General features: G+C 56.6%; 19 protein-coding genes. 12 read left to right on the top strand and 7 right to left on the bottom strand.

Annotated features, from left to right (window positions below; all coding sequences use genetic code 11):
• Window positions 1-20: 20 nt before the first annotated feature.
• From HMPREF1631_RS05470 to purB, 5 genes are all read right to left on the bottom strand, one after another.
• On the bottom strand, window positions 21-2651 hold the full coding sequence (locus HMPREF1631_RS05470; protein ID WP_052047151.1) for a lysylphosphatidylglycerol synthase transmembrane domain-containing protein: 2631 nt from the start codon (window positions 2649-2651) through the stop codon (window positions 21-23).
• A gap of 10 nt (window positions 2652-2661) precedes the next feature.
• A complete protein-coding gene (locus HMPREF1631_RS05475) occupies window positions 2662-5097 on the bottom strand; it encodes a cation-translocating P-type ATPase (protein WP_052047152.1) in 2436 nt (811 codons plus the stop codon).
• A gap of 15 nt (window positions 5098-5112) precedes the next feature.
• Window positions 5113-5346: a heavy-metal-associated domain-containing protein gene (locus HMPREF1631_RS05480; RefSeq protein ID WP_034233186.1), complete on the bottom strand. Its 234-nt coding sequence runs from the start codon at window positions 5344-5346 to the stop codon at window positions 5113-5115.
• A gap of 129 nt (window positions 5347-5475) precedes the next feature.
• Window positions 5476-6162 (bottom strand): DedA family protein, encoded by a 687-nt coding sequence (locus HMPREF1631_RS05485; protein ID WP_034233188.1) that lies wholly within the window; start codon window positions 6160-6162, stop codon window positions 5476-5478.
• Window positions 6163-6182: 20 nt separating this feature from the next.
• Window positions 6183-7700: an adenylosuccinate lyase gene (gene purB, locus HMPREF1631_RS05490; protein ID WP_084707497.1), complete on the bottom strand. Its 1518-nt coding sequence runs from the start codon at window positions 7698-7700 to the stop codon at window positions 6183-6185.
• A 204-nt stretch (window positions 7701-7904) separates the two neighbouring features.
• Here purB and HMPREF1631_RS05495 point away from each other — a divergent pair, with 204 nt between their 5' ends.
• The 7 genes from HMPREF1631_RS05495 (at window position 7905) to HMPREF1631_RS05525 (ending at window position 15082) form a co-directional block, all read left to right on the top strand.
• A complete protein-coding gene (locus HMPREF1631_RS05495; protein ID WP_034233196.1) occupies window positions 7905-8597 on the top strand; it encodes a type I 3-dehydroquinate dehydratase in 693 nt (230 codons plus the stop codon).
• A 133-nt stretch (window positions 8598-8730) separates the two neighbouring features.
• Window positions 8731-9570: an S-adenosyl-l-methionine hydroxide adenosyltransferase family protein gene (locus tag HMPREF1631_RS05500; protein ID WP_034233199.1), complete on the top strand. Its 840-nt coding sequence runs from the start codon at window positions 8731-8733 to the stop codon at window positions 9568-9570.
• 76 nt (window positions 9571-9646) lie between these two features.
• Window positions 9647-10213, top strand: a complete 567-nt coding sequence (locus HMPREF1631_RS05505) for an ECF-type riboflavin transporter substrate-binding protein (protein WP_034233201.1) — start codon at window positions 9647-9649, stop codon at window positions 10211-10213.
• A gap of 27 nt (window positions 10214-10240) precedes the next feature.
• The gene (locus HMPREF1631_RS05510) at window positions 10241-12049 is read left to right on the top strand and encodes an ABC transporter ATP-binding protein (RefSeq protein ID WP_198017380.1); all 1809 of its coding nucleotides are present in this window, start codon (window positions 10241-10243) and stop codon (window positions 12047-12049) included.
• Window positions 12050-12883: an energy-coupling factor transporter transmembrane protein EcfT gene (locus HMPREF1631_RS05515; RefSeq protein WP_034233203.1), complete on the top strand. Its 834-nt coding sequence runs from the start codon at window positions 12050-12052 to the stop codon at window positions 12881-12883. It begins immediately after the preceding gene.
• Between the two features lie 214 nt (window positions 12884-13097).
• Complete coding sequence (locus tag HMPREF1631_RS06855) at window positions 13098-14288, top strand: acyltransferase (RefSeq protein ID WP_052047154.1); 1191 nt, start codon at window positions 13098-13100, stop codon at window positions 14286-14288.
• Window positions 14285-15082, top strand: a complete 798-nt coding sequence (locus tag HMPREF1631_RS05525) for a hypothetical protein (protein ID WP_034233205.1) — start codon at window positions 14285-14287, stop codon at window positions 15080-15082. Before HMPREF1631_RS06855 ends, HMPREF1631_RS05525 begins: the two co-directional genes overlap by 4 nt.
• A gap of 36 nt (window positions 15083-15118) precedes the next feature.
• Here HMPREF1631_RS05525 and HMPREF1631_RS05530 read toward each other — a convergent pair whose 3' ends face one another.
• On the bottom strand, window positions 15119-15931 hold the full coding sequence (locus HMPREF1631_RS05530; protein ID WP_232215446.1) for a FadR/GntR family transcriptional regulator: 813 nt from the start codon (window positions 15929-15931) through the stop codon (window positions 15119-15121).
• 275 nt (window positions 15932-16206) lie between these two features.
• On the opposite strand from HMPREF1631_RS05530, the gene HMPREF1631_RS06860 reads away from it, so the two are divergent.
• The 5 genes from HMPREF1631_RS06860 (at window position 16207) to ispF (ending at window position 20714) form a co-directional block, all read left to right on the top strand.
• Window positions 16207-17763 carry a GH25 family lysozyme gene (locus tag HMPREF1631_RS06860; RefSeq protein WP_052047155.1) on the top strand — a complete coding sequence of 519 codons (1557 nt, stop codon included), beginning with the start codon at window positions 16207-16209 and terminating at the stop codon, window positions 17761-17763.
• A gap of 123 nt (window positions 17764-17886) precedes the next feature.
• On the top strand, window positions 17887-18627 hold the full coding sequence (locus HMPREF1631_RS05540; protein ID WP_034233207.1) for a phosphoglyceromutase: 741 nt from the start codon (window positions 17887-17889) through the stop codon (window positions 18625-18627).
• Window positions 18628-18818: 191 nt separating this feature from the next.
• Complete coding sequence (locus HMPREF1631_RS05545; RefSeq protein ID WP_034233209.1) at window positions 18819-19391, top strand: CarD family transcriptional regulator; 573 nt, start codon at window positions 18819-18821, stop codon at window positions 19389-19391.
• Window positions 19392-19407: 16 nt separating this feature from the next.
• Complete coding sequence (gene ispD, locus HMPREF1631_RS05550) at window positions 19408-20220, top strand: 2-C-methyl-D-erythritol 4-phosphate cytidylyltransferase (RefSeq protein ID WP_232215447.1); 813 nt, start codon at window positions 19408-19410, stop codon at window positions 20218-20220.
• Entirely contained in the window at window positions 20217-20714 is a 498-nt protein-coding gene (gene ispF / locus HMPREF1631_RS05555; RefSeq protein WP_034233211.1) for a 2-C-methyl-D-erythritol 2,4-cyclodiphosphate synthase, read from the top strand. Before ispD ends, ispF begins: the two co-directional genes overlap by 4 nt.
• A 26-nt stretch (window positions 20715-20740) precedes the next feature.
• Here ispF and HMPREF1631_RS05560 read toward each other — a convergent pair whose 3' ends face one another.
• Window positions 20741-22144 carry an MFS transporter gene (locus HMPREF1631_RS05560; RefSeq protein ID WP_084707521.1) on the bottom strand — a complete coding sequence of 468 codons (1404 nt, stop codon included), beginning with the start codon at window positions 22142-22144 and terminating at the stop codon, window positions 20741-20743.
• Between the last annotated feature and the right edge of the window lie 24 nt (window positions 22145-22168).

The raw sequence follows: 22168 nt of genomic DNA on the forward strand, positions 1-22168 counted from the left end.
AATCTGCCGGATTGGGCCGGTTAAATAATATTTTTTCTTCCGGCGATCCGCAGTGCTATCCATCCCAGCGGAACACGGCCCCAGAAAGTGAAAAAACGGTACAGAACGGCGGTGGAGAAAGCAACGGAATACGGAATTCCCGCCAGGGCCAGCCCCCCGGTCAGCGCCGCTTCCACGGGTCCGATTCCCCCCGGGGAGGGGACCGCGGAGCCGACGGAATTGGCCAGCAGATACGTCAGCGCCAAAGTGATCAGCGGCAGAGTGTATCCGAATGCCTGCAGTGCGAAACCGAAACACGCCACAAACGAGGCGGTCATCAGAATTGAGCCGGCAAAACCGAGCAGAATCCGCCGCGGGTGCGTCCCCAGCCAGATCATCCGCGGCCAGATCTGCGACAGTGTGGGTTTTAGTTTTTCCCACAGCCAGACCCGCAGTTTCGGCACGGCCGCAGCGGTTATTGCCACCGCCGCGCTCACCGCGACCACGGCGATAACGGTACCCGCAGGCATATCCACCGACTGCAGCTGTCCGGAGCCGAGAGACAGAACGAGCAGAAGAATAACCGTCGTCACAAACTGTGCCACCTGAACCAGGGAAACAGTGGCCAGGGCGGGTGAAAGGGAAACTCCCCTCCGCTGCAGAAAACGCAGATTCAGCGCCGCCGGGCCGATTCCCGCCGGTGCAACCAAAGTAACCACGGAGGCGGCAATCTGCACGAGAATTGTCTCGCCGAGCCGTATATTTTCTTTTGTGTATGCTTTCAGCGTCAGACCCGCGCCCGGATAGGTGAGCAGGGCGGCCGCGAAAGACAGTGCCATCCAGAGCGGATTGGCGTGCATAACGGCATTTTTCACATCCGTAAAATTCATTGAGCCGAGAAGCAGACCGAGGGCGGCCACGCCCACAGTTACGGTCAGAATTGTCTTCAGCGAAAATCTGCGCAGCGCAACGGGCTCGGCGTTCTCCGTTTCGGGGACTTTTTCCGCAAGTTCCTCACGCAGCTGCCGGAATTTGTCTGTGCCGGCAAAATAGGCGCGCGTCTGTGCGGGCATGATTGTCTGCTGCAAAAACGGGGCGAGGCCCACAATCTGATCCAGAGGCATATTGCGCGTAACGGCGTCCACCGCCCGATCCGTGCCGATCACGCCGGCAAGCATTGCCGTCAGCTGTGCCAAATCTATCTGCCGTGCCGTTTCCGGGGAAATAGCCGATCCGTTGTCCCAGTGCTCCAGATACGGCGCAGGATCGCGCAGAATAACATTTCCCGCTCTGATATCCCCGTGCGACAGGCCGTGCCGGTGGGCGTTTTCCAGCCCCTGCCACAGCGCGTCGATCATCCCGTCCGAAATTCCCTCCGGGGAGGCGTCGGCCAAAGTTTTTTGCGCGGGTGCCTGTATTGCCAGCACAACGGAGGAATCCGAATCCGCCATTCCCGTGAAACGCCGGGGTGTGATTCCCAGATGCTCCGTTTGCAGATACATCAGGGCAATCTGCTGCGCAGTGGCGTTCAGAGAGGAAGGCGTTTGGCGAAAAACCGCCCGAAAACTTATTTTTTGCCTAAGGGCCTCGAGTATGCCCATAATCCGGCGGTCTTCGTCAAGAACGAATAAGTGAAATTCCTTTCCCGTATGATCCGTGACCAGATATATGCGCGAAACTTCCGGCGTCCGCGTAATTTTATATTTTTCCCGCGCCCCGCGGCAAAGAGATACGGCGTCGATATGCGGAGCGGATGAGACGGTATCCGGTGCGCTTAGGGAATCGACTTCCGAAATCAGTTTTACGGCGGAAGAAGAAGCGTGGTTTAAAATTATCCGGCGCAGGCGCAAAATACCGGATATGTCGCTGTAATGCAGGGGAGAATAGGTGACGATATTCCATGCGTGCAGATCTTCGCCCGGATCGGGATAGTCAAGACGGATAATCTGCGTTACGTCTATTCCCGCTTTTCTCACCAAAGCGACAAGGTCGGCAAGTGTGGCCCGGTCCGGTTCGGTGCCGATTATCCAGCGCACGGTCAGAGCAACCGTCTGCCCGAGGAGAACGCCCGTAAAAGCGCCCGTCAGCGTCTGATTTCCCTGAATAACCGAAAATGTGACCGCTGCGGCCAGGATCCACCGGCTTATTTTTACCGCGCTGGTGTCTTTAAGGGCGCCGGCAACAACCAAAATTGCGCTGATTACGGTGATGTACGGCAGCAGGGTATGCAGCGACTGAATTTTTACCGCGGAGGCGAAATCATCGGCAAATTCCGAATCCGGCCACCACTTATTGGAGATCCAAAGGATCGTAAACGACGCACCCGCCGCCGCAATTCCGGCAACGGCCATGGTTGCCAGCGTACGCCAGCGCCGTCTGATAAGCATCAGCGAAACCAGCACACAGGGGACGGCGAAAAATACCATGCCTTCGACAAATTTAACCGGGATAAACAGCAGCGTCTGAATTGTAACTTCCGCCGCGGAACGCATATCCATTGTGACGGCGAGAGTGGTGGTTGAGGCATAGGTGGTGAGCAGGGCGACGAAAATGATTCCCAGCAGGGAAATGACCGCGCCCAGCAGGTCGCGCGGACGGCGCACCCAATGCTGCGGCGCATCTGCCAGAACTACAGTGCGCCGCGGACCGAGTGTTTGGGATTCAATGCTCACGAACTAGATTTTACGTGCTGTGGGTGTAAATGTCTGTATCCGCCGCCAAATGTTTCAGGCGCAGGGAATTGAGCACCACGAGCACGGAGGAAGCCGCCATTGCGGCAGCCGCGATCGAGGGGAAAATAAATCCGCAGCAGGCAAGGGGGATTGCAATCAGGTTGTAGCCGAAAGCCCAGGCGAAATTCTGCCGGATAATTCTCCGTGTGGCCCGGGAAATCCGCAGCGCGGAAATGAGCGAATGCAGATTTGAATTCATAATAATGAAATCTGCCGTGTTTTGCGCAACGTCGGTTCCCGATCCCATGGCCACGGAGAGATCGGCTGCCGCCAGAGCGGCGGCGTCGTTCACGCCGTCGCCGATCATTGCCACGCGCTTTCCCGATTTCTGCAGCTTTCGCACCAGATCGATTTTCCCTTTCGGCGTTATTCTGCCCAGGCCGGGAATATCCAGCTGTGCGGCGGCCATTTCGGTGGCCCGCTGTGTGTCGCCGCTGGCCAGGATCGGTTCTATCTGCTGTTCCTTCAAAGCGGCAATAAATTCGCAGGCTTCCGGGCGGAGTTTGTCGTTAAGAAGAATCAGCCCCGCTCCCACGGCACTCTGCGCCGCTGCGGTTTCGGGGCCGGGCGTTACGGAGGCGATAAAAACACTGCTCTGCCCGCGCTGGGTAGAACGCATACAGGCATCCGGAAACACGTCGTTAAACATTTCCTCCGGGATGTATTCTTTAATCCACTCCGCAGTTCCCGCCAAATACAGTGTGTCCTGCTGCTGTGCGCGAACTGAACGGGCGCTGATTCCCGATCCGTGCACGGCACGGAACGAAGTCATTGCCGCGGGAGTGATATTTTGCTGCCGTGCCCCGCGCAGAATGGCTTTTCCGATCGGATGCTCGGAGCCGGTCTCTATTCCCGCCGCCAGTGCGAGCAGTGATTCTTCCGTGAATCCCGCCTGCGTATTGGGGATTACGGAACTTATCTCCATTACCCCGCCGGTGAGCGTGCCGGTTTTGTCGAGTACGATTGTGTTTATCCGATGCGCTGTTTCCAGCGCCTCGGGCCCGCTGATCAAAATTCCCCTGCGCGCCGCAAGGCCGGAGGAAACAAGAAGCGCGGTGGGCACGGCAAGTCCCAGAGCGCAGGGGCAGGCAATCACCAAAACAGTAACGGCGCAGTTCAGAGCGTAGTCGGGGGCGTTGTGAAACACAAAGATACGCACTATGCAGGTCAGACAGGAAAGGATAATCACAGCGGGAACAAAAACGGCCGAAATTTTATCCGCCATCCGCTGGATATGCGTTTTCCCTGTTTGGGCGGCCGCCAGAAGTTTGCCGATCTGTGCCAGAGCCGTCTGTTCCCCGACACGCAGGGCGCGTACCCGCAGCATTCCGAAAGTGTTTAGCGTTGCGCCCGTGACGCGCCCGCCCACACCTGTTTCCACGGGAATGGATTCGCCCGTGATCAGCGAACAGTCAATTGCGGATTTTCCTTCAATAACTTCCCCGTCGGTGGCTACTTTTTCTCCCGGCCGGACACGAAAAATATCGTTTACGCAGATTTCCCCTACCGGCACCTCGCGGTTTACCGGTCTGCCGTCCGCCCGCGATTCCAAAAATACGGTTTTCGCTCCCAGCCGGAACAGCGACTGCAGGGAATCGCCCACTGTGTGCCGTGCCCGCGATTCCAGCCATCTTCCCAGAAGCAGGAACGTGATGATGAGGGCGGCGGATTCAAAATATACGGGCGGAAGCGCATGTGCATGGTAGCGCAGCTGCCCGGCAGTGAAAAATCCCGGCATCCGCATTGTGTATCCTATTTTTCCCGCTCCGCCCCAAAGCAGTGCCCACAGCGAAAGGCCCATGGAAGACAGAACGCCGAGGGCAATCAGTGTGTCCATGGTGAAGCTGCCGTGCCGCAGGGCGCGGGCGGCGTTGCGCAGGAAAGAATAACCGCACCACAGCACGACGGGCAGACTCAGTGCCGCGCTTACCCACTGCCAACCGGCGAACTGAAGCGCGAAAATCATGGACAGTGCCGTGATCGGCACGGAGAAAAGAAGGGAAATGAAGAAATGTTTTTTGTACTTCCGTGTCAGATTCAGATTTGTTTCTTCGGCGGAGGCCATATTTTCCGGAGTCTGCGTCTGCAGGCATGTTTCTCTTGTTCCGTCGGGCAGAATCCGCACCCGGTTCAGGACCCGTGCGCCGTAACCGGCTTTTTCCACAACTTCCAGGATTTCCCTGTCGCTTAGCTTTGCCGCCTGCCCTTTCAGTGTGAGCTGCGCTTTTTCCGTGGCAAGATTAACCGAGGCGCTGATTCCCGGAATTTTATTCAGTTTTTTCTCCACACGCGCCACGCATGAGGCGCACGTCATTCCGGAAACGGAAAGTTCCATTTCCCCGCCGGATTCTTTTGCGCAGCCCTGCCCGGAATCGGTTTTTCGCATAATGCGTCCGATCCTCTAGCGGATAATATCCGTAACGGTGTAGCTGCCGGCTTCCGCCACCGCTTCGCGAAGTTCCTGATCGCCGGGCTGCCGTGAGGAAATGACGCTGACCGAAGAAGTGCCTTCGGGCCGAAGATCCACCGTCACCTTTTCCGTTCCCGCAAGCGCGCTCAGTTCTTCGGTGACGTGCGCGGCACAGTGTGCGCACGTCATTCCGGTAACCTTTAACACGGTTTCGTAATTCTTCATTGTAAAGTCCTTCGGTTGTTGTTCTGTTTTATTTATACATGCATTGCACCGGAGGCGAAAACTCCGCTCCGGCCGGTGCAGTGTCTGCGGCAGTTTTGCCCATGCCCGGTGCTGCGCATTTTATTCGTCTTATTCGCTTTGTCCGCCGCGGGAGCGGTTGCGCAAAAGACGCAGAGATACCCATCCGACTGCAAAAATTATAATCACAGCCACCGTAATTTTGCTGAAGATACCCACATACTCCCCGACGGCAGACCATTTTTCCCCCAGCAGATATCCGGCGGAAATCAAAACTGTGTTCCAAATTGCCGAGCCGACGGCGGTAAATACCACAAACTGCACCGGATTCATTTTGATTACGCCGGCGGGAAGGGAAATGAGCGAACGGAAAACAGGGATAATACGTCCGAAAAATACGGTGGATCGGTCGTGTTTTTCAAAAAAGTCCTCTGTTTTGTCTATATCCGATTCTTTGAACAGCGGCATTTTCCCCATGACTGCCCGGGTGCGCCCGCGCCCGAAAATCCGCGCGGCGGCGTAAAGGACGAGTGCCCCGATCAGCGATCCGGCCGTGGCCCAGACAATCGCCGCCGCAAGCGTGAATTCCGTGCCCCGGGAAGCGGTGAATCCCGCAAGCGGAAGGATGATTTCCGAGGGGAGCGGCGGAAACAGATTTTCCAGCGCAATGAGCAGTGCGATTCCGATTCCGCCCAAAGATTCCATAATGCTTACCGCCCATGCGGCGATTCCGTCCGCCTGCGAAGAGTGCGCGCCGGCTGCCGTAAGCACGGCAATGCCCGTTAAAACAGGATTCATATTGTGTTCTCTTTACCTCTTTATTTTTCCGTTTTTCCCCCGGCCGCCGGCATATCCGCCGTCGGCGGGTTACTTCGGCCGTGCCCGCGCCCGCCCGCTTCCGTCTCCGGCGCGTCCGTGTTGTTGGGACCCAATGCGAAGCGGGTCAGTTCGCCGGCGAGACCCGTGTATGTTTCGGGAGTGAGGTTTTCAAGCCGTTTTGCGATTTTTTCGGGAAGATTCAGTTTCCCGATAAAATCGCGGATCTGTTTTTGCGTTACGCTGTGCCCGCGCGTGAGTTCTTTCAGTTTTTCGTAGGAGTTTTTCAAATCGTCTCTGCCTCCGATCGCGGCCACGCGCATTACCTGCTGTATCGGCTCCGCAAGCACCTCCCAGGACTGTGCCAGATCCCTGCCGGTTTTTTCGCGGCTGACGGCAACCCCTTCCAGGCCCTGCGTCAGATTCCGCAGGGCAAGAAGGGAATATCCCAGTCCGATTCCGATGTTGCGCAGTGTGGACGAATCCGTGAGATCGCGCTGCATGCGGGAGGTGACGAGCGTGACGGAAAGCGTGTCGAGCAGTGCGTTTGAAATTTCGAGGTTTGCTTCGGCGTTTTCAAATCGGATCGGATTTATTTTGTGGGGCATGGTGGACGAGCCGGTTGTACCCTGGGCGGAGGGAAGCTGGCGAAAATATCCGAACGAAATATACATCCAAAAATCCGTGGCAAGATTGTGCGCAATTCGGTTGAAATGTGCCACTGAGGAAAAAATTTCCGCCATCCAGTCGTGGGGTTCTATCTGTGTGGTCAGCGGATTCCAGGTCAGCCCGAGCGAGGAGACGAAATCGCGCGATACCCCAATCCAGTCAACTTCGGGCAAGGAGACGGCGTGCGCGCCGAACGTTCCCGTTGCTCCGTTGAATTTTCCCAGGTATTCGGCGCGTTCGAGGTTGCGCAGCTGCCGGCAGAGACGGTAGATGAATACGGATATTTCTTTACCGACGGTTGTCGGAGTGGCGTTTTGCCCGTGGGTGCGTGCGGGCATGGGGCAGTCCGCCGTTGCCTGTGCCAGCCGCCGCAGACGTGCGATCAGATCCTGTGCGGCGGGGAGCCAGATTTTCAGCATGGCGGATTTAACCGAAAGAGCGTATGCCAAATTGTTTATGTCTTCGGAAGTGCAGAAAAGGTGTATGATTTCCCGCATTTGCGCCAACGGCCCTTCGCCGGCAGCATCCAGACGGCGTTTAAGAAAGTATTCTACGGCTTTGACGTCGTGTTTTGTTTCCCGCTCCAGTTCTTTCAGCTCCCGCATCTCTTCTTTTCCGAATGACTGCGTGATCCCGTGCAGGTATTCCTTCTCTGCCCCGCCGAGGGCGGGCGTGTGCGGAAGGATATGCCGGTCAGTGAGGTAAATCAGCCAGCGGATTTCTATGTCTATGCGGGCCCTGTTGAGTGCCGGTTCGGAAAGATAGTTCGTAAGACCGGCTATTTTACTGCGGTAACGCCCATCCAGCGGACTGAGCGTAATCGGCGGTGTAATATCGGCAAAATTCTGCATAAACCTATTCTTCCACGGACAGGCCCGAAAGGGTAGCTGTGAAAAGCCGATGCCTCTGATCAGTCCCGCATTGCGGCACCCATAAATCGGCGTGCGGACCTGCGCGGCCCGCGCGCGGCTTTTCTGCCGGCTGTGTGTTTAATGGTTTAAAGTTATGCGTTAAAATGGTCTGAGTTGCATATTTTTAAGATTGCGGGAGGGCAGATGATTTTTGATACAGCGCAAAAACCTGCCTTGGTTGTGCCCATTGCGGGCACTACGCCGCAGCTGCTGGTATCCGAAGCCGAAGAGGCCGCGGCCGCCGGTGCGGATGTGATTGAATGGCGGATGGATTTTCTGGTAGGTGCGCACGGTACGCTCTCGTGCGCGGCTTTGGCCAACGATGTGGTGGCGCCGATTTTGAAAAAAGTGCCCGTTCCCCTGCTGCTTACAATGCGGACCGTCGGGCAGGGCGGCCGTGCGCGGCTGGCTCCCGGGCGGTATCGCCTGTTTTTCGCCGAAATGCTCGATACGCTGCTGCATTTGGAGGCCGATCCGCAGCGGATCGGAATTGATCTGGAATACGCTTTTCCCCAGACTCCCCAGCTCGCGCGCCAGGCTCTGCGGCTTGGTTTTACGGTGGTTGTTTCGCACTGCGACTGGGATGAGGAAATGCCGGATGCGGATATGCTTCGTCTGATACTGGCGGAAATGCTGGAACTTCCCGATGTGGCGGTGAAACTTGCCGTCAACGCCTCCGCGCCGGAGGATATCCGCAGGCTTTTGGCTGTGGCCCGGGAAATGGGGGCGGAGTATAACCGGATGATTATTGCGCTTCCCCTCGGAGCGGACGCCGCCGGAGTGCGAAAATGCTGTGCGGTATCGGACATGCCGGCGGTATGGGGCAGTTTTGCCTGATCGCAGACGCGCCCGTTTTTCCCGCGTTTCGGAGCCGTCCACATTGTATTACCTTAAATTTCACATTCCGGGAGTTGGTTTGATGTTTTTTGCGCGAATTAAAATAATTGGGTTATGAAGGAGGCACAATTTTATGAATGCGCTTGTTTTACAGTCTGATTTTGGTTTGGATGACGGAGCCGTAAGCGCGATGCGGGGCGTGGCACTCGGCGTGCGCAGCGATCTGCAGATTCACGACGTCACGCACAATATTCCTCCCTACCAAATTTGGGAAGGGAGCTACCGGCTCGCGCAGGTAGTGGATTTTTGGCCGAAAGGCACGGTATTCGTTTCGGTGGTTGATCCGGGAGTGGGATCCGACCGTCTGAGCGTGGTTGCGAAACTGAAGACAGGCCATTACGTGGTTACGCCAAACAACGGTACGCTTACGCATCTTCACCTTTTCCACGGAGTTGAGGAACTGCGTCAGATAGACGAAGAAAAAAACAGGCGGGAGGGTTCGGCTCACTCCTACACATTCCACGGACGCGATATCTACGCATACACCGGCGCCCGGCTTGCCGCAGGCGTCATTACATGGGAAGAAGTAGGGCCGAAAATTCCGCAGGAAAAAATGGTTCTTCTTGAAGTAGACAAACCGCAGATTGCCGACGGCACGGTGAAAGGCAACATCGATACGCACGATGTCCGTTACGGTTCTCTGTGGACGTCCATTCCCCGCACACTGTTTGCCGAACTGAATATCAAATACGGCGACTATGTGCGGATGACGATCCGTTACCAGGGGCAGGTTGCCCATTCTGCCCGAATGGTATACGAACCGAGTTTCGCTCACGTGGAAATCGGTGAATCTTTGGTCTATGTGAATTCCCTCGACAGGATTGCGGTGGCGATCAACCGCGGTTCGTACGCAAAGGCTTTTTCCCTGGGAGCAGGGAAAGCCTGGCACGTGGAATTCAGAAAAGACAGCTGAGACCGGCAGAAGTCCGGTTTGTTAAATTCTCGGAGCACTGATCGGCTTTACGCCGAATATACGGAAAGAAGGCACTATGTCCGCTTTGAAAAATTCCGGCCATTCCCCTGTTGTGCAGGTGGTGGCCACCGGTATCGGGGCAGCACTGTTTTTTGTGCTGGCACGTTTTGTGATTATTCCCAGTCCGATTCCCAACACGTCGATTAATCTGCAGTATGCGCTGCTGGCCGTGCTGGCTGTGGTCTATGCGCCCGCAACGGCTGCCGTAGGCGGGTTCGTGGGGCACATTATTGCCGACGCCACCTCCTACGGCGTGTGGATTTCATGGGAAATCCCGACCGCCGTTTTCGGCCTGATTGTCGGATACGCCCTTTACCGCAACAAAATTGCGGAAGGTGAATTCGGCACAAAAGAACTGGTCCGTTTTAACCTGGCGGCAGTTGTGGCCCACGCCGTGTGCTGGATCGTTGTTGCGCCTCTGCTGGATATCACAATTATGAGCGAACCGGCGAACAAAGTGTTTGTGCAAGGCGCGTTTGCATTCGTATCCAACGCGGTTGTGACGTGCATAGTCGGTTCGGTAATTCTCCTCGCATACGTAAAGACACGCGTACGCACCGGGGAATTGGAAGCGGAAAAGTAAATACATCCCTTCGGCCAGGAAATAATTTTGAGCAGTAAACCGGCAGGTGTGCATCCCGGCGAGATCGTTTTTGAAAACGTCGGGGTGCACTACCGCACACAGAAACATCCGAGCCTGGAAAACATCACTTTCACCGTTTCCCCCGGGGAGAAAGCAGTGATTGTCGGGGCCAGCGGTTCGGGTAAATCCACATTAATCCATGCGGTCAATTCTTTGGCGCGTCATCGCTACGAGGCGCGGATTACCGGCTCTCTGCGTGTGGGGCAGACGAATCCGGCAACTGCGGAACTGACCGAAGTTTCGCGGGCGGTCGGAACCGTGCTGCAAAATTCGGATTCCCAGTTTGTGGCGCCCACCGTGGCCGAAGACATCGCTTTTGCCCTGGAAAACAGGGAAGTGCCGACAGATGAGATGGAAGAAAAAATTCACCGTGCCGCCCGCCGCGTGCATGTGGAGGAACTTCTGGACGCAAGTCCGCACGGGCTTTCCGGCGGGCAGAAACAGCGCGTGGCAATTGCCGGTGTGCTGGCGGACGACGTTCCCACGCTGATTTTTGACGAGCCGCTGGCGAATCTCGATCCGGCTTCCGGTCTGGGCACCGTGGAACTGATCGACGAATTAAACCGCGACTGCGGCACAACGGTTCTGATTGTCGAACACCGTCTGGAAGAAGTGCTGCACCGCGGTGTGGATCGGATTATCGTGATGGACGCGGGAAAAATCGTGGCAAACGGAACCCCCGCCCGGATTCTCTCTTCCCGTGTGCCGGACGAAGTGGGAATCCGCCGCCCTCTGTATCTGACTGCGCTGCAGGCTGCCGGGATAAGCGTGGGGGAGGAAAGACACCCGGAAGATCTGTCCCGGATTGATTTGACCGACGAAGAGAAACAGACAATGCGAAATTGGGTGCACGCCTCGGAGCAGCAGAAAGCGCGCGGCGAGACCCTCAAAATTTCCGAAATGCCCGAAACGTCCCCGTCTTCCCCCACCGAGCCCGACGCGGTCAGTGTTTCCGGTGCAGTGGTGGAATACCGCGATTACGGTTCGGAGCGTACGGTGCGCGCGCTCGACGGCGTGGACCTTCGCGTGCGCCGCGGCGAACTGCTGGCCGTTTTGGGCACGAACGGAGCGGGAAAATCCACGCTTGCCGGCGCTGTCTGCGGTTTTGAAAAGACCGTCTCGGGAACGATAAAAATTCAGGGTGCGGATATCTCCGGAATGACTTTGGCGCAGATCGGCAAACGGGTGGCATTCGTGCTGCAAAACCCGATGAACATGATTTCGCAGCCGCGTGTGGAAGACGAAGTCGCACTGGGCCTGCGCGCCCGCGCGGTTCCCGGGGACGAAGTGCGCTCCCGGGTGCGCAAAGCGCTGCAGACGTGCGGTATTGCGCCGTTTGCGAAATGGCCGGTGAGCGCCCTGAGCCACGGGCAGAAAAAGCGCGTGACGATCGCCTCGGCACTTGTTTTGGGGGCCGATATTCTGATTTTGGACGAGCCCACGGCGGGCCAGGATCTGCGTCATTACACCGAATTTATGGAATTTATCCGTGAACTGAATCAGTCGGGCACAACAGTTTTGCTTATCACCCATGATATGCACCTGGCTTTGGAATATGCGCCCCGGGCCGTCGTCCTCTCCCGGGGAAAGGTGATTGCAGACGCTTCTCCGGCACAGATTCTCACCGATCCGCAGATCTGCGCCCGCGGATCGCTGGTTCCCACGAGTCTCCACGATCTGGCGCGGATGTGCGGAATATCCCCTGCCGCAAAGCTGGTTGACGCGGTGATTGAAAATCAGCGGCGGGCGCGCGCCGAACACGGGGAGGTGGCATAGATGGAAAACAAACCGCTTCTCGGATACATCAGCCGTCCGGGTGTTTTGCACCGGCTCTCCGGCACTTCAAAGCTGATTTTGATGCTTGCGTGCATTATCGGGGCCTCGGTGGGCGCGGACGTACGTTACCTGCTGGCGCTGTCCGCGGTGAATATCGTGCTGTGGTTTCTCAGCAACATGAAATTTAAGGATTTTACGTTTGTGCTCGTCACAATCGCAATCATGATGGTGCTGAACAATATCTTTATTTTTCTTTTTGCCCCTGCGCACGGCACCGAGCTCTTTGGCACAAAAAGCGTGCTTTGGGAGGGCGTGGGACGCTGGCAGGTGACATGGGAACAGCTTTACTATCAGTCCACGGTGACGCTGAAGTATTTTGCCGTTATGCCGACCGTGCTTCTGTTTATGGCCACTACCCGCCCGCCGGAATTCGCAGCCGCACTCAACCGGATCGGTATTCCCTACCGCAGTGCCTATGCCGTGAACATCGCCATGCGTTACATTCCCGATATTCAGCGTGAATACCATATTATTTCAAAAGCGCAGCAGGCGCGCGGATTGGACACGAGCCGCAGGACGGGTGTGAAAACCCGGGTGAAGAACACGGTAAACACGATATTTCCGCTGCTTCTGGGAACGTTTGAGCGTATCGAAGAAGTGAATGCGGCAATGGAACTGCGCGGATTCGGATGCGGGAAAAAACGCACGTGGTACGGTTCGCGTCCGTTTGCCAAAGGCGACTATGTGCTTCTCGTGCTGAGTGTTTTTATTCTTGCCGTACCGATTGCGCTGCGGATAACCGACGGGGGACCGTTTTGGAATCCTTTTTCCTAAGGGAAGGGGTTTGCCGGCCTTGGCATTTTCTCCGCTGCGCCGGCCTGCGCAGTGGCGTGTTTGGGCCAAAGATTGCAGTTTTGTAACGGAAATTCCGCCTGTTTCTTTTTCTGCGCGAAATACTGCGCTTTTGCGTTTCGCGCAGAAAACAAGTGTGAGCTACTAGAAAATTTCAGAATATGTAATTGAAAAAATATCTGTCTATGCTTATCGGGTGAGTGAAAATACGGCGCCGGATAAGGATTCCGCAGGCCTTTCCGCCTCCCGGGGATTTTATCTGGGAGGATTGGACGGGCTGCGCGCGCTCGCCTGCTGCGCGGTGCTTTTTTACCACACTCTGCCCGATTTTGTGCCCGGGGGTTTTCTGGGTGTGGATGTGTTTTTCGTGCTTTCCGGATTTCTGATCACCGCTATTTTGCTGCGGGAAAGAGAGCTGAAAGGCAGGATTGACATTCCGGGATTTTGGCTCCGCCGCTGGCGGCGGCTGTTTCCCGCGGTGTTCACGGTGGTGTTTGTTACGGTTCCCGTTGCCGCGGCCGTGAATCTTGATCTGCTGGCGAAGCTGCGCACGCAGGTCTTTGGCGCTTTTACTTTTTCCTACAATTGGTTTGCCATTTATACCGGCGATTCGTATTTCACGCAGGCTCTTCCGAGATTTTTTACGAATATGTGGACACTCTCGGTTGAACAGCAGTTTTATCTGATTTGGCCGCTGCTTACCGTTCTGATTTGGCGTCTGCCGCCCCGGCTGCGCATTTTTGTGCCGGCGGCCCTGGCTCTGCTCTCGATGGTGCTGATGGCGGTATATGCCGACGGCGCACAGGATTTTACACGGGCCTATATGGGCACGGACTGCCATGCGTTCGGTCTGATGATCGGCGCTGCGGCCGCCGTTTTCTCCCGGAAAGCACTTGATCCGCTGCCTTCGGCGGGAAGATGTGTCTGCCCGAAACCGGCGGGGGTAACTGCTTTTGCGGGACTTTTTCTGCTTTTTGCCGCGTTCGCGAAAGCGGACGGAAATTCGTGGGTGGTCTATCCGTGGGTGACTGTGGCTGTCTGTGTGTTTACGGCCGTGATATGCATGGTAATGACGGCCCCCTATCAGCGCTTCTCTGTGTCGCGGGCAATCCGCACGGTTTTGGATATCCGGGTTCTGCGCTGGGTGGGAATCCGTTCTTACGGAATTTACCTGTGGCACTGGCCGCTGCTGGTGATCTGGTGGGAGATCGCTCCGCGTGCGGCGGCATGGACCGCTTTGCCGGCGGTGGGGGGACTTTCTTTTGTCTGTGCGGCGCTGAGCTATCGTTTTGTGGAGAATCCGATGCGCCGCCGGGGTATTTTCCCCGTGCTTTGGATTTGGTGTGAAAACCTGGCACAGATTTGCAAAGGTGTGGAAAAAGAATGATCAGGCAGAAAATGAAAGTAGTTTTTGCCGTACTCGCCACAGTGGCCGTTTTTCTGTGGGCGGCGGTTTTCGTGGCCGCTCTGTGGCTGGCTCCCGACAATACCTCGCTGGAAGACGGGTTTGCCCGTGAAGAACACCGCTCCGCGCAGCATCCGGGGGCAAAGGCGAAACCCGGCGGGCAAAAACAGAGAGCCAAAGCGCCAAAGGCCAATCCCGGCAGACACAAAACGGAAAAAGGGGAATCGGCCTCCGCTTCCGCTGCGCGCCCGCAGGCGGAAGTAAAAGGCGAAAATATCACCGTCATCGGGGATTCGGTGATTGCGATGGTGGATTCGGCCATAAAGGCAAAATGGCCGGGTGTCGTGGTGGACGGGGAAAAGAACCGTTCCTGTTTCGTGATCGACGCTCTGCTGCAAAAACATATCGCGGCCGGCACTCTGCGCCATTATGTGGTGCTGGGTGTGGCAAACAACGGCCCGATTACGCCGGAAAAAATTGACGGCTGGGTAAATGCCCTCGGTCCGCAGCGTGTGCTGATTCTCGTTACCGGGCACGGTACGGCACGTACCACATGGATTCCGAAAGCAAATGCGGCTATTGCCGATGCCGTAAAGCGTTACCCAAACCGGGTGCTGGCTGCGGACTGGTTTTCTGTGGCCGAAGCGCATCCGGAGGGTCTGTACAGAGACCGGACCCATCCGAATCCGGCCGGAACCGCACTGTTTGTAAACGAAGTGGAACGCGTTTTGACGCAGGCGGCCGATTTCGCCGCTTCCGCGCAGAAGGCGCACTGAAAACGCAGAGCAAAAAGCGCGCCGATTCTTCGCGGATTATTTTTCCGCGTGTGTGCGGTGCGTCGTGACGAGTTTTTCCAAAGGGGTATAGTGCAGGGTTATTGCCCGCCGATATTCTTCCGGATTCCCCTCTTCCGCGGCTTGGAGAATCATTTTGTGCGCCTTTGCGGCGGCTTTCATTGATTCCGCGGTTTCTTCCTGCCCCAGCCGGGGGATAAGTGTGCGGTGAATCAGCCACATTGCCGAGAGGAGCTGCCGGATCAGATTGTTGTCCAGGTGGGCGTACAGGGCTTTGTGGAAGGCGAGGTCTTCGGTGAAGAAACTTTCTGCCCGTTCGGCTTTCTCCCGCATTTTGGCTACGAGAAAATGCATTTCGCCGTCGTAGGTGCCTTTCATGCGGGAAGTCAGTTCGTCTCCCAGGCCGAGGTCGATAATTTTACGGACGGCAATCACGTCCCGCAGCGAGCCGATGCCGCGGCCGGCGTCAAGTGAAGTGCGGAGGATGAGGGTGTCGACAAGAGGGCGGAGAGACATATTGCCCACGAAAGAGCCGCTTCCCTGCCGGGCGGACACAATATCCAGTGCTTCGAGTCTGCGCAGTGCCTCACGCACGGAAGAGCGCGAGACTCCGATATGCCCGCAGAGTTTCGCTTCGGTGGGCAGGGGATCGCCGGGTTTCAGACCGTTTGAAATGATATAGGATTTGATGGCGTCCATTGTTGTCTGTGAACGTGTTATGTGCGCGCGCCCGCATTGCTTCGCATTTTCTGTCTGTTCGGACGGCCTGTTGGGTAAATTCTGTGTGTGGATCGCGCTCATCGTCTCCCCGTATGCAATGAAAAACGGCATTTTTTTCATTCTACATATCGGGAGGGAAAATAAATATATGTAACCAAATTTCGGGCAAAATTTTTGCCGGGGGCCGCGGTGTCCTCTTCCGGTGTTTTCGTGTCTGTTTCTGCCGCGCGGCCGGCGCGGAAAGAGTCCGCACCGTAAAACAAAACGTCCGCCTTACGGAACAGATGCGCTATCCGCTCGTTTCCGGACAGGGAAAAAGAGCGTGAAATATGGCATTTGTGTTACTATTGTGGCGCCGTGAGACGTAAACACAGACTAGGAGCAGTATGTATTCTTTCCCGCGCGCCGGCCGGATCCGCTTTGTTTCGGTTCTGGTGTTTTGTTTTGGACTGATTTTCGGCGCTGCGGGCAGCGCCGCGCCGGCTTCCGCATTGCCCGCCGCCCGGGAAGCAGAGGCGGCACAAATGGTTTCCGGCTGGCAGTATATCGACGGCAGCTGGTATTACGGCGTGAACGGCAGCCCTGTCACCGGTTGGCTGAACCGTGGGGGAACCTGGTATTATCTGGATCCCCAAAAGGGCGGGAAGATGGCTGTGGGTCTTTTTTCCGTAGGCGGCAGGTATTATGCGGCTTCGGATTCCGGTGCGATGCTTTCTTCGTCCTGGGTGTCTGTGGGTGAGGATTGGTATTTTGCCGGGGATTCGGGTGCTTTTGTCACCGGTTGGCTGAACCGTGGGGGAACCTGGTTTTATCTCGATCCCCAAAAGGGCGGGAAGATGGCCGCCGGGATGCAGAATATAAACGGCAGTTATTACTATTTCGCCGGCTCCGGTGCGATGCTGACAGGCTGGTTCTCTTCCGCAGACAAATATTATTATGCCCTGGGCTCGGGTGCCGTGGTTATCGCCGAAAAATATACGGACGGCGTCAAATACTTCTATACTCCCGACGGGAAACCGTCCTCGGGCTGGGTCAGCGTGGAAGGACAGTGGTATTGGACGAAGCCCGACGGCTCTTTGCCCACGCAATGGGTGCGCTCCGGTGACGATTGGTATTACGTGGAATCGGGCGTGCCGGCGAAAAACACCTGGAAACTCGTCGGGAGATGGTGGTATTACCTGAAGAGTGACGGCGTAATGGTCACCGGTTGGCTGAACCGTGGAGGGACCTGGTATTATCTGGATCCCCAAAACGGGGGTGCGATGGCTGTGGGCCGGCTGAAAATAGAGGGGAAAGTCAACCGTTTCAATGCTTCCGGGGCCTGGGAGGGAACCGAAGACACACTTTCAAAACCGGTTATTGATATTTCCCATCACCAAAACCCCGCCGATATTGATTACGATCTGCTCGCCTCCCAAATCAGCGGTGCAATTATCCGCATAGGATATACGGGAACCGGCTCTCTCAAACCTTACATGGACGAAACGTTTGACCGGCACTATTGGGAGCTGACCCGGCGCGGGGTGCATGTAGGTGCATATTGGTACAGTGCGGCGCACGAAGGCGACGACGGCGTGCGCGAAGCCCGAGCCGCCCTGAAATATCTGAACGGGAGACATCTTGATCTTCCGCTGTACATCGACGTCGAAGACCCGACGCATCAGGAGGGGCTGAGCCGCAAAGATCTTACCGATCAGGCGATACAGTTTATCAGAACGGTTCGGGGCGGGGGATATTCCCCGGGTATCTATTCCGGTGCCCTGTGGTTTAAGAACAAACTTGACCGCGGCAGGCTTGACGGGGTCACCCCCTCATACTGGGTGGCACACTGGACCGGGAAAAGCAGGCCTTCGTTCAGCGGCAAATATGATTTATGGCAGTATACCTCGAAGGGAAGACTGGACGGCTATGCGAAAAACCTGGATTTGAGCCGGCGCGGATAACTGCCGGCGGCGGAATTTTTCCGGGTAATTGGTGCCGGATGTGCCGGGGAGAAAAGAGATAGAATAAAGGGTGTGCGCCGAAAGCGCATTCCCAGGTTAATTCGAGGCAGAGGGAAAATAAATATGACTTACAAATTGGTGCTGATGCGCCACGGTGAAAGCGAATGGAACGCAAAGAATCTGTTTACCGGATGGGTGGACGTTGCCCTTTCGGAAAAGGGACGGAGTGAGGGCGTACGCGCCGGCAAACTGCTGAAAGATGCGCAGGTGCTGCCCGATATTCTGCATACCTCTCTGCTGCGCAGGGCGATTACGACCGCTAATCTTGCCCTGGACGGCGCAGACCGGCACTGGATTCCGGTAAAACGCTCATGGCGGCTGAACGAACGCCATTACGGCGCGCTGCAGGGCAAAAACAAAAAAGAAATCCGTGACGAATACGGCGAAGAAAAGTTTATGCAGTGGCGCCGTTCCTACGACTGCCCGCCGCCGGCAATCGAACCGGGATCTGAATTCTCCCAGGACCGCGATCCGCGTTATGCCGGCGAGCCGATTCCCGCCACCGAGTGCCTGAAGGACGTTCTGGCACGTCTGCTGCCCTATTGGGAAGAAGCGGTTGTGCCGGATCTGCGCACCGGAAAGACGGTGATGATCGCGGCGCACGGCAATTCCCTGCGTGCAATCGTGAAGCACCTGGACCATATTTCCGACGCCGAAATTTCGGGAGTGAATATCCCCACCGGGATTCCGCTGTATTACGAATTGGACGAAGCCACTTTGCAACCCGTGGTTAAAGGCGGCAGATATCTTGATCCCGAAGCGGCCAAGGCTGCAATTCAGGCAGTGGCAAATCAGGGGAAGTAATCCGCATATTGCGAATCTGCGCGGTTTAATCCGTTGTATATTCCCGTGTGCCGTACGGAAGAATACGGCACACGGGAGTTTTTTATCCGCTGCGCCGCCGCGCGGATTAGCAGGTTGGGGGCCGGTTACAGACCTAATGTTTATTTTTTGTTAAAATAGAGCTGATAAAGACACGAGAGAGCTGAGCTGTTATGGAGTTCAAAGTTGGGGAAACAGTGGTGTACCCGCATCACGGAGCAGCGCTGATCGAAGATATTTCGGAGCGCATTATCCGCGGGGAGAAACGGCTGTATCTTACGCTGCGGATTGTGCAGGGCGATCTGACGATTCAGGTTCCCGCAGATTCCCTCGAAGAAGTGGGAATCCGCAATGTTTCCGACGAAGACCGGCTTACGGAAGTTTTTGCCGTGCTGCGCGAAAAAGAAATCGAGGAGCCGGCCAACTGGTCGCGCCGCTATAAGGCCAACGGCGAAAAACTCACTTCCGGCGACGTAAAACGTGTTGCGGAAGTAGTGCGGGATCTTTCGCGCAGAGAATCGGTGCGGGGTCTGTCTGCGGGGGAAAAAAGAATGCTTTCTCAGGCGATGACGGTTTTGGCGGCGGAGGTTGCTCTCGCCCGGGAAATTTCCGCCGGGGAAGCCACCGTTTTGGTGGAGCGGATTTTAGACGGGTATGTGCCGCGCCTGCACGGCGAAGATTCCGAATCCGGCTGCGTAGGCGGGGAGAAAGAAAAAGATGCGCGTCCCGCTGCGGCCGAAGAATAGTACGGTAGAAGGAAAAGTGAAGTTTGCGGCGATTGTGGCGGGCGCAGGCAGCGGTACCCGTTTGGGTTTCGACCGGCCGAAAGCGCTTGTGGAGCTGGGCGGGCAGGCGCTTATTGTGCATGCGGTGCGTACGCTCTGCGCAGCCGGGATAGAATCGGTGACGGTAACGGTTCCGGCCGGTGAAGAGAAAAATTTTCGTGCGGTGCTGGATGCGGCACATCTGTCCGCGCAGCTGACGGAAGGCGGAAATACAAGGCAGGAATCGGTCTGCCGGGGACTTGCAAAGACGGATTCGCAGTTCGTGCTGGTGCATGATGCGGCGCGGGCACTTACGCCGCCTGCCGTGGTGCGCCGCGTGATGGCCACTTTGGAGAAGGGCTACGATGCCGTGATCCCCGTGATTCCCGTGACGGACACAATCAAGGTTGCGGGCCGGAAAATAGCCGTGAGCCGCGGTGTTTCCGGTTTGCGGGAAAACGACGCATACGATCCCGGGGAAGCGGAAGAAGTGGATCAGACACTCACCCGTTCCGCGCTGCGTGCGGTTCAGACACCGCAGGGATTTCGCACGCAGGTGCTGCGCCTTGCGCACAGTTCCGCTGCGCAGCTTTCGGGCGGAAACACTCCCGCTTCGGATGACGCTTTTTTGGTGGAGCGGATCGGCAGACAGGTTGTGATGGTTCCGGGAGACGCGGAAGCTTTGAAAATAACCGTTCCCACGGATTTTATTCTTGCCCGCGAAATTCTGCGCGGACGGGAAAATTTTCCCGCGGCGCAGTCTCTGCCGGGATTGGAAGGCAAAACCGGCAGAGAGAAGGGACGCGGATGAATTTTTCCGATTTCAGGACGGCAACAGCCGTGGACGTGCACGCTTTCGGCGACGACCCCTCCCGCCCTCTGATGCTGGCCTGTTTAAGGTGGCCCGGGGAGCGTGGTCTGGCGGGTCATTCTGATGCGGACGCCGCCGCCCACGCCCTGGCAGATGCGCTGCTGATAGGTTCGGGTGTGGGAGAGCTGGGGACTGTGTTCGGCACGGACCGTCCGCAGTGGGCAAATGCTTCCGGTTCGGCTCTGCTTTCCGAGGCGCTGCGCCTGATACGTTCTGCCGGCTGGCAGCCGGTGAATGCGACTTTGCAGATTATCTGCCAGCGGCCGAAGTTTGCGCCGCGGAAAAAAGAGGCGGAAAAAATCATGACGGATATTGTGGGCGCACCGGTTTCCGTGGCTGCCACAAGCACGGATCATCTTGGCTTTATCGGCGAGAAAAAAGGAATCGCCGCTCTCGCCTCGGTTCTCCTTTTTCGCGGCGGGGACGCGCGGTAAGCCCGCGCCGTCTCTGCCCGCCGGCTTTATTTGGATTTGGCGTGCGAAGCCTGCGTTTTCACGGGCAGGAAAGCCAGCAGGCCCAAAACGAGAACTGCCGCAATTCCCAAAATTCCCGTGTAGGCCACTTTGTCCTGTGGAAGTGCGGTGACGTTCGCCGCAATCCCGATTGCCGCCGCGTACATGAACGGGGCGAGGAAAGATACGGCCCGTCCGGTTGTGGCATACAGCCCGAAAAGTTCCGCTTCTTCGCCTTTGGGCGCGATCCGTGCCAGATACGTGCGCGAAGCGGACTGTGTCGGGCCGACGAAAATGCACAGACCCAGACCGAAAATCCAGTAAACGTGTTTTGCCGTCATTCCCATTATTCCGTCATGGCCGAAAAACACGATCAGGCTGAAAAGAATCATGGCGGTTACGGAAATGACGATCACCGCCCGCGAGCCCAGTCTGTCGTCGAGGTATCCGAAGCTGATCGTGGCGATGCCTGCCACCACGTTTGCCACGATCCCGAAAATAATTACTTCCCCCGGGGCAAAACCGAAGGCGGCAGAGGCCAAAATCGCACCGAAGGTAAACACCCCGGCGAGTCCGTCGCGGTAGATGGCCGATGAAATCAAAAACCAGACCACAGAGCGGTCGTTTTGCCACAAATGGCGAATAGAGGCGAAAAGACGGCGGTAGGAACCGACAATGCCCAATTTTTCCAGATCGTTGCGCCGGGGTTTGTTTTTGGCGCTTATCAGCAGCGGGGAAGCCAGGACGAGCGTCCACAGCGCGGCGACAAGCATTGCGGCGCGCACGTTCAGCCCGTTTTCCGCCGTAACGCCGAACCAGCCCACTTCGGGCTGAATAAAGCCGACAAACAGGATCAGAAGCAGAATAATGCCGCCGATGTATCCCAGTCCCCAGCCGAAACCGGAAATCCTTCCCACGTTTGAGGGCGTGGAGATATCGGAAATCATCGCGTTGTAGATCACCGACCCGGTTTCAAACAGGACATTCCCCACAGCCAGCAGAAACAGACCGAGCCAAAGCCGGTTTTCCTGCGGGGAAACAAAAAACAGACCGGTAATTACCGCCACGGTCAGCAATGTGGTAATGCGCAGCACAAGTGCCGATTTTCCCGAACGGTCGACGCTCTGCCCGAGCGCGGGGGCGATGACCGCCACCAAAATTCCCGCAACGGACAGCGCGTATCCCAGCTGCGAATTGGCGTCGGGGCCGAACAGTTTCGCGTTGGTCAGATATACGGAAAACACAAAAGTGGTGACGATGGCGTTAAACGCCGCGCCCGACATATCCCACAGGCCCCATGCGACTACGGCTTTGGTGAATGTGTGTGTACGTTCGGGCTGAAGGTCTGAGGTAACCGGAATATGATCGCCGGGAACCGGAATTACCGGCTGCTGTGAGATATTTTCACCCATGGATACAAACATACTTCAACTTTT

This window comes from Arcanobacterium sp. S3PF19 (genome assembly GCF_000758825.1).
In the GTDB taxonomy this organism is placed as follows: Bacteria; Actinomycetota; Actinomycetes; order Actinomycetales; family Actinomycetaceae; genus Arcanobacterium_A.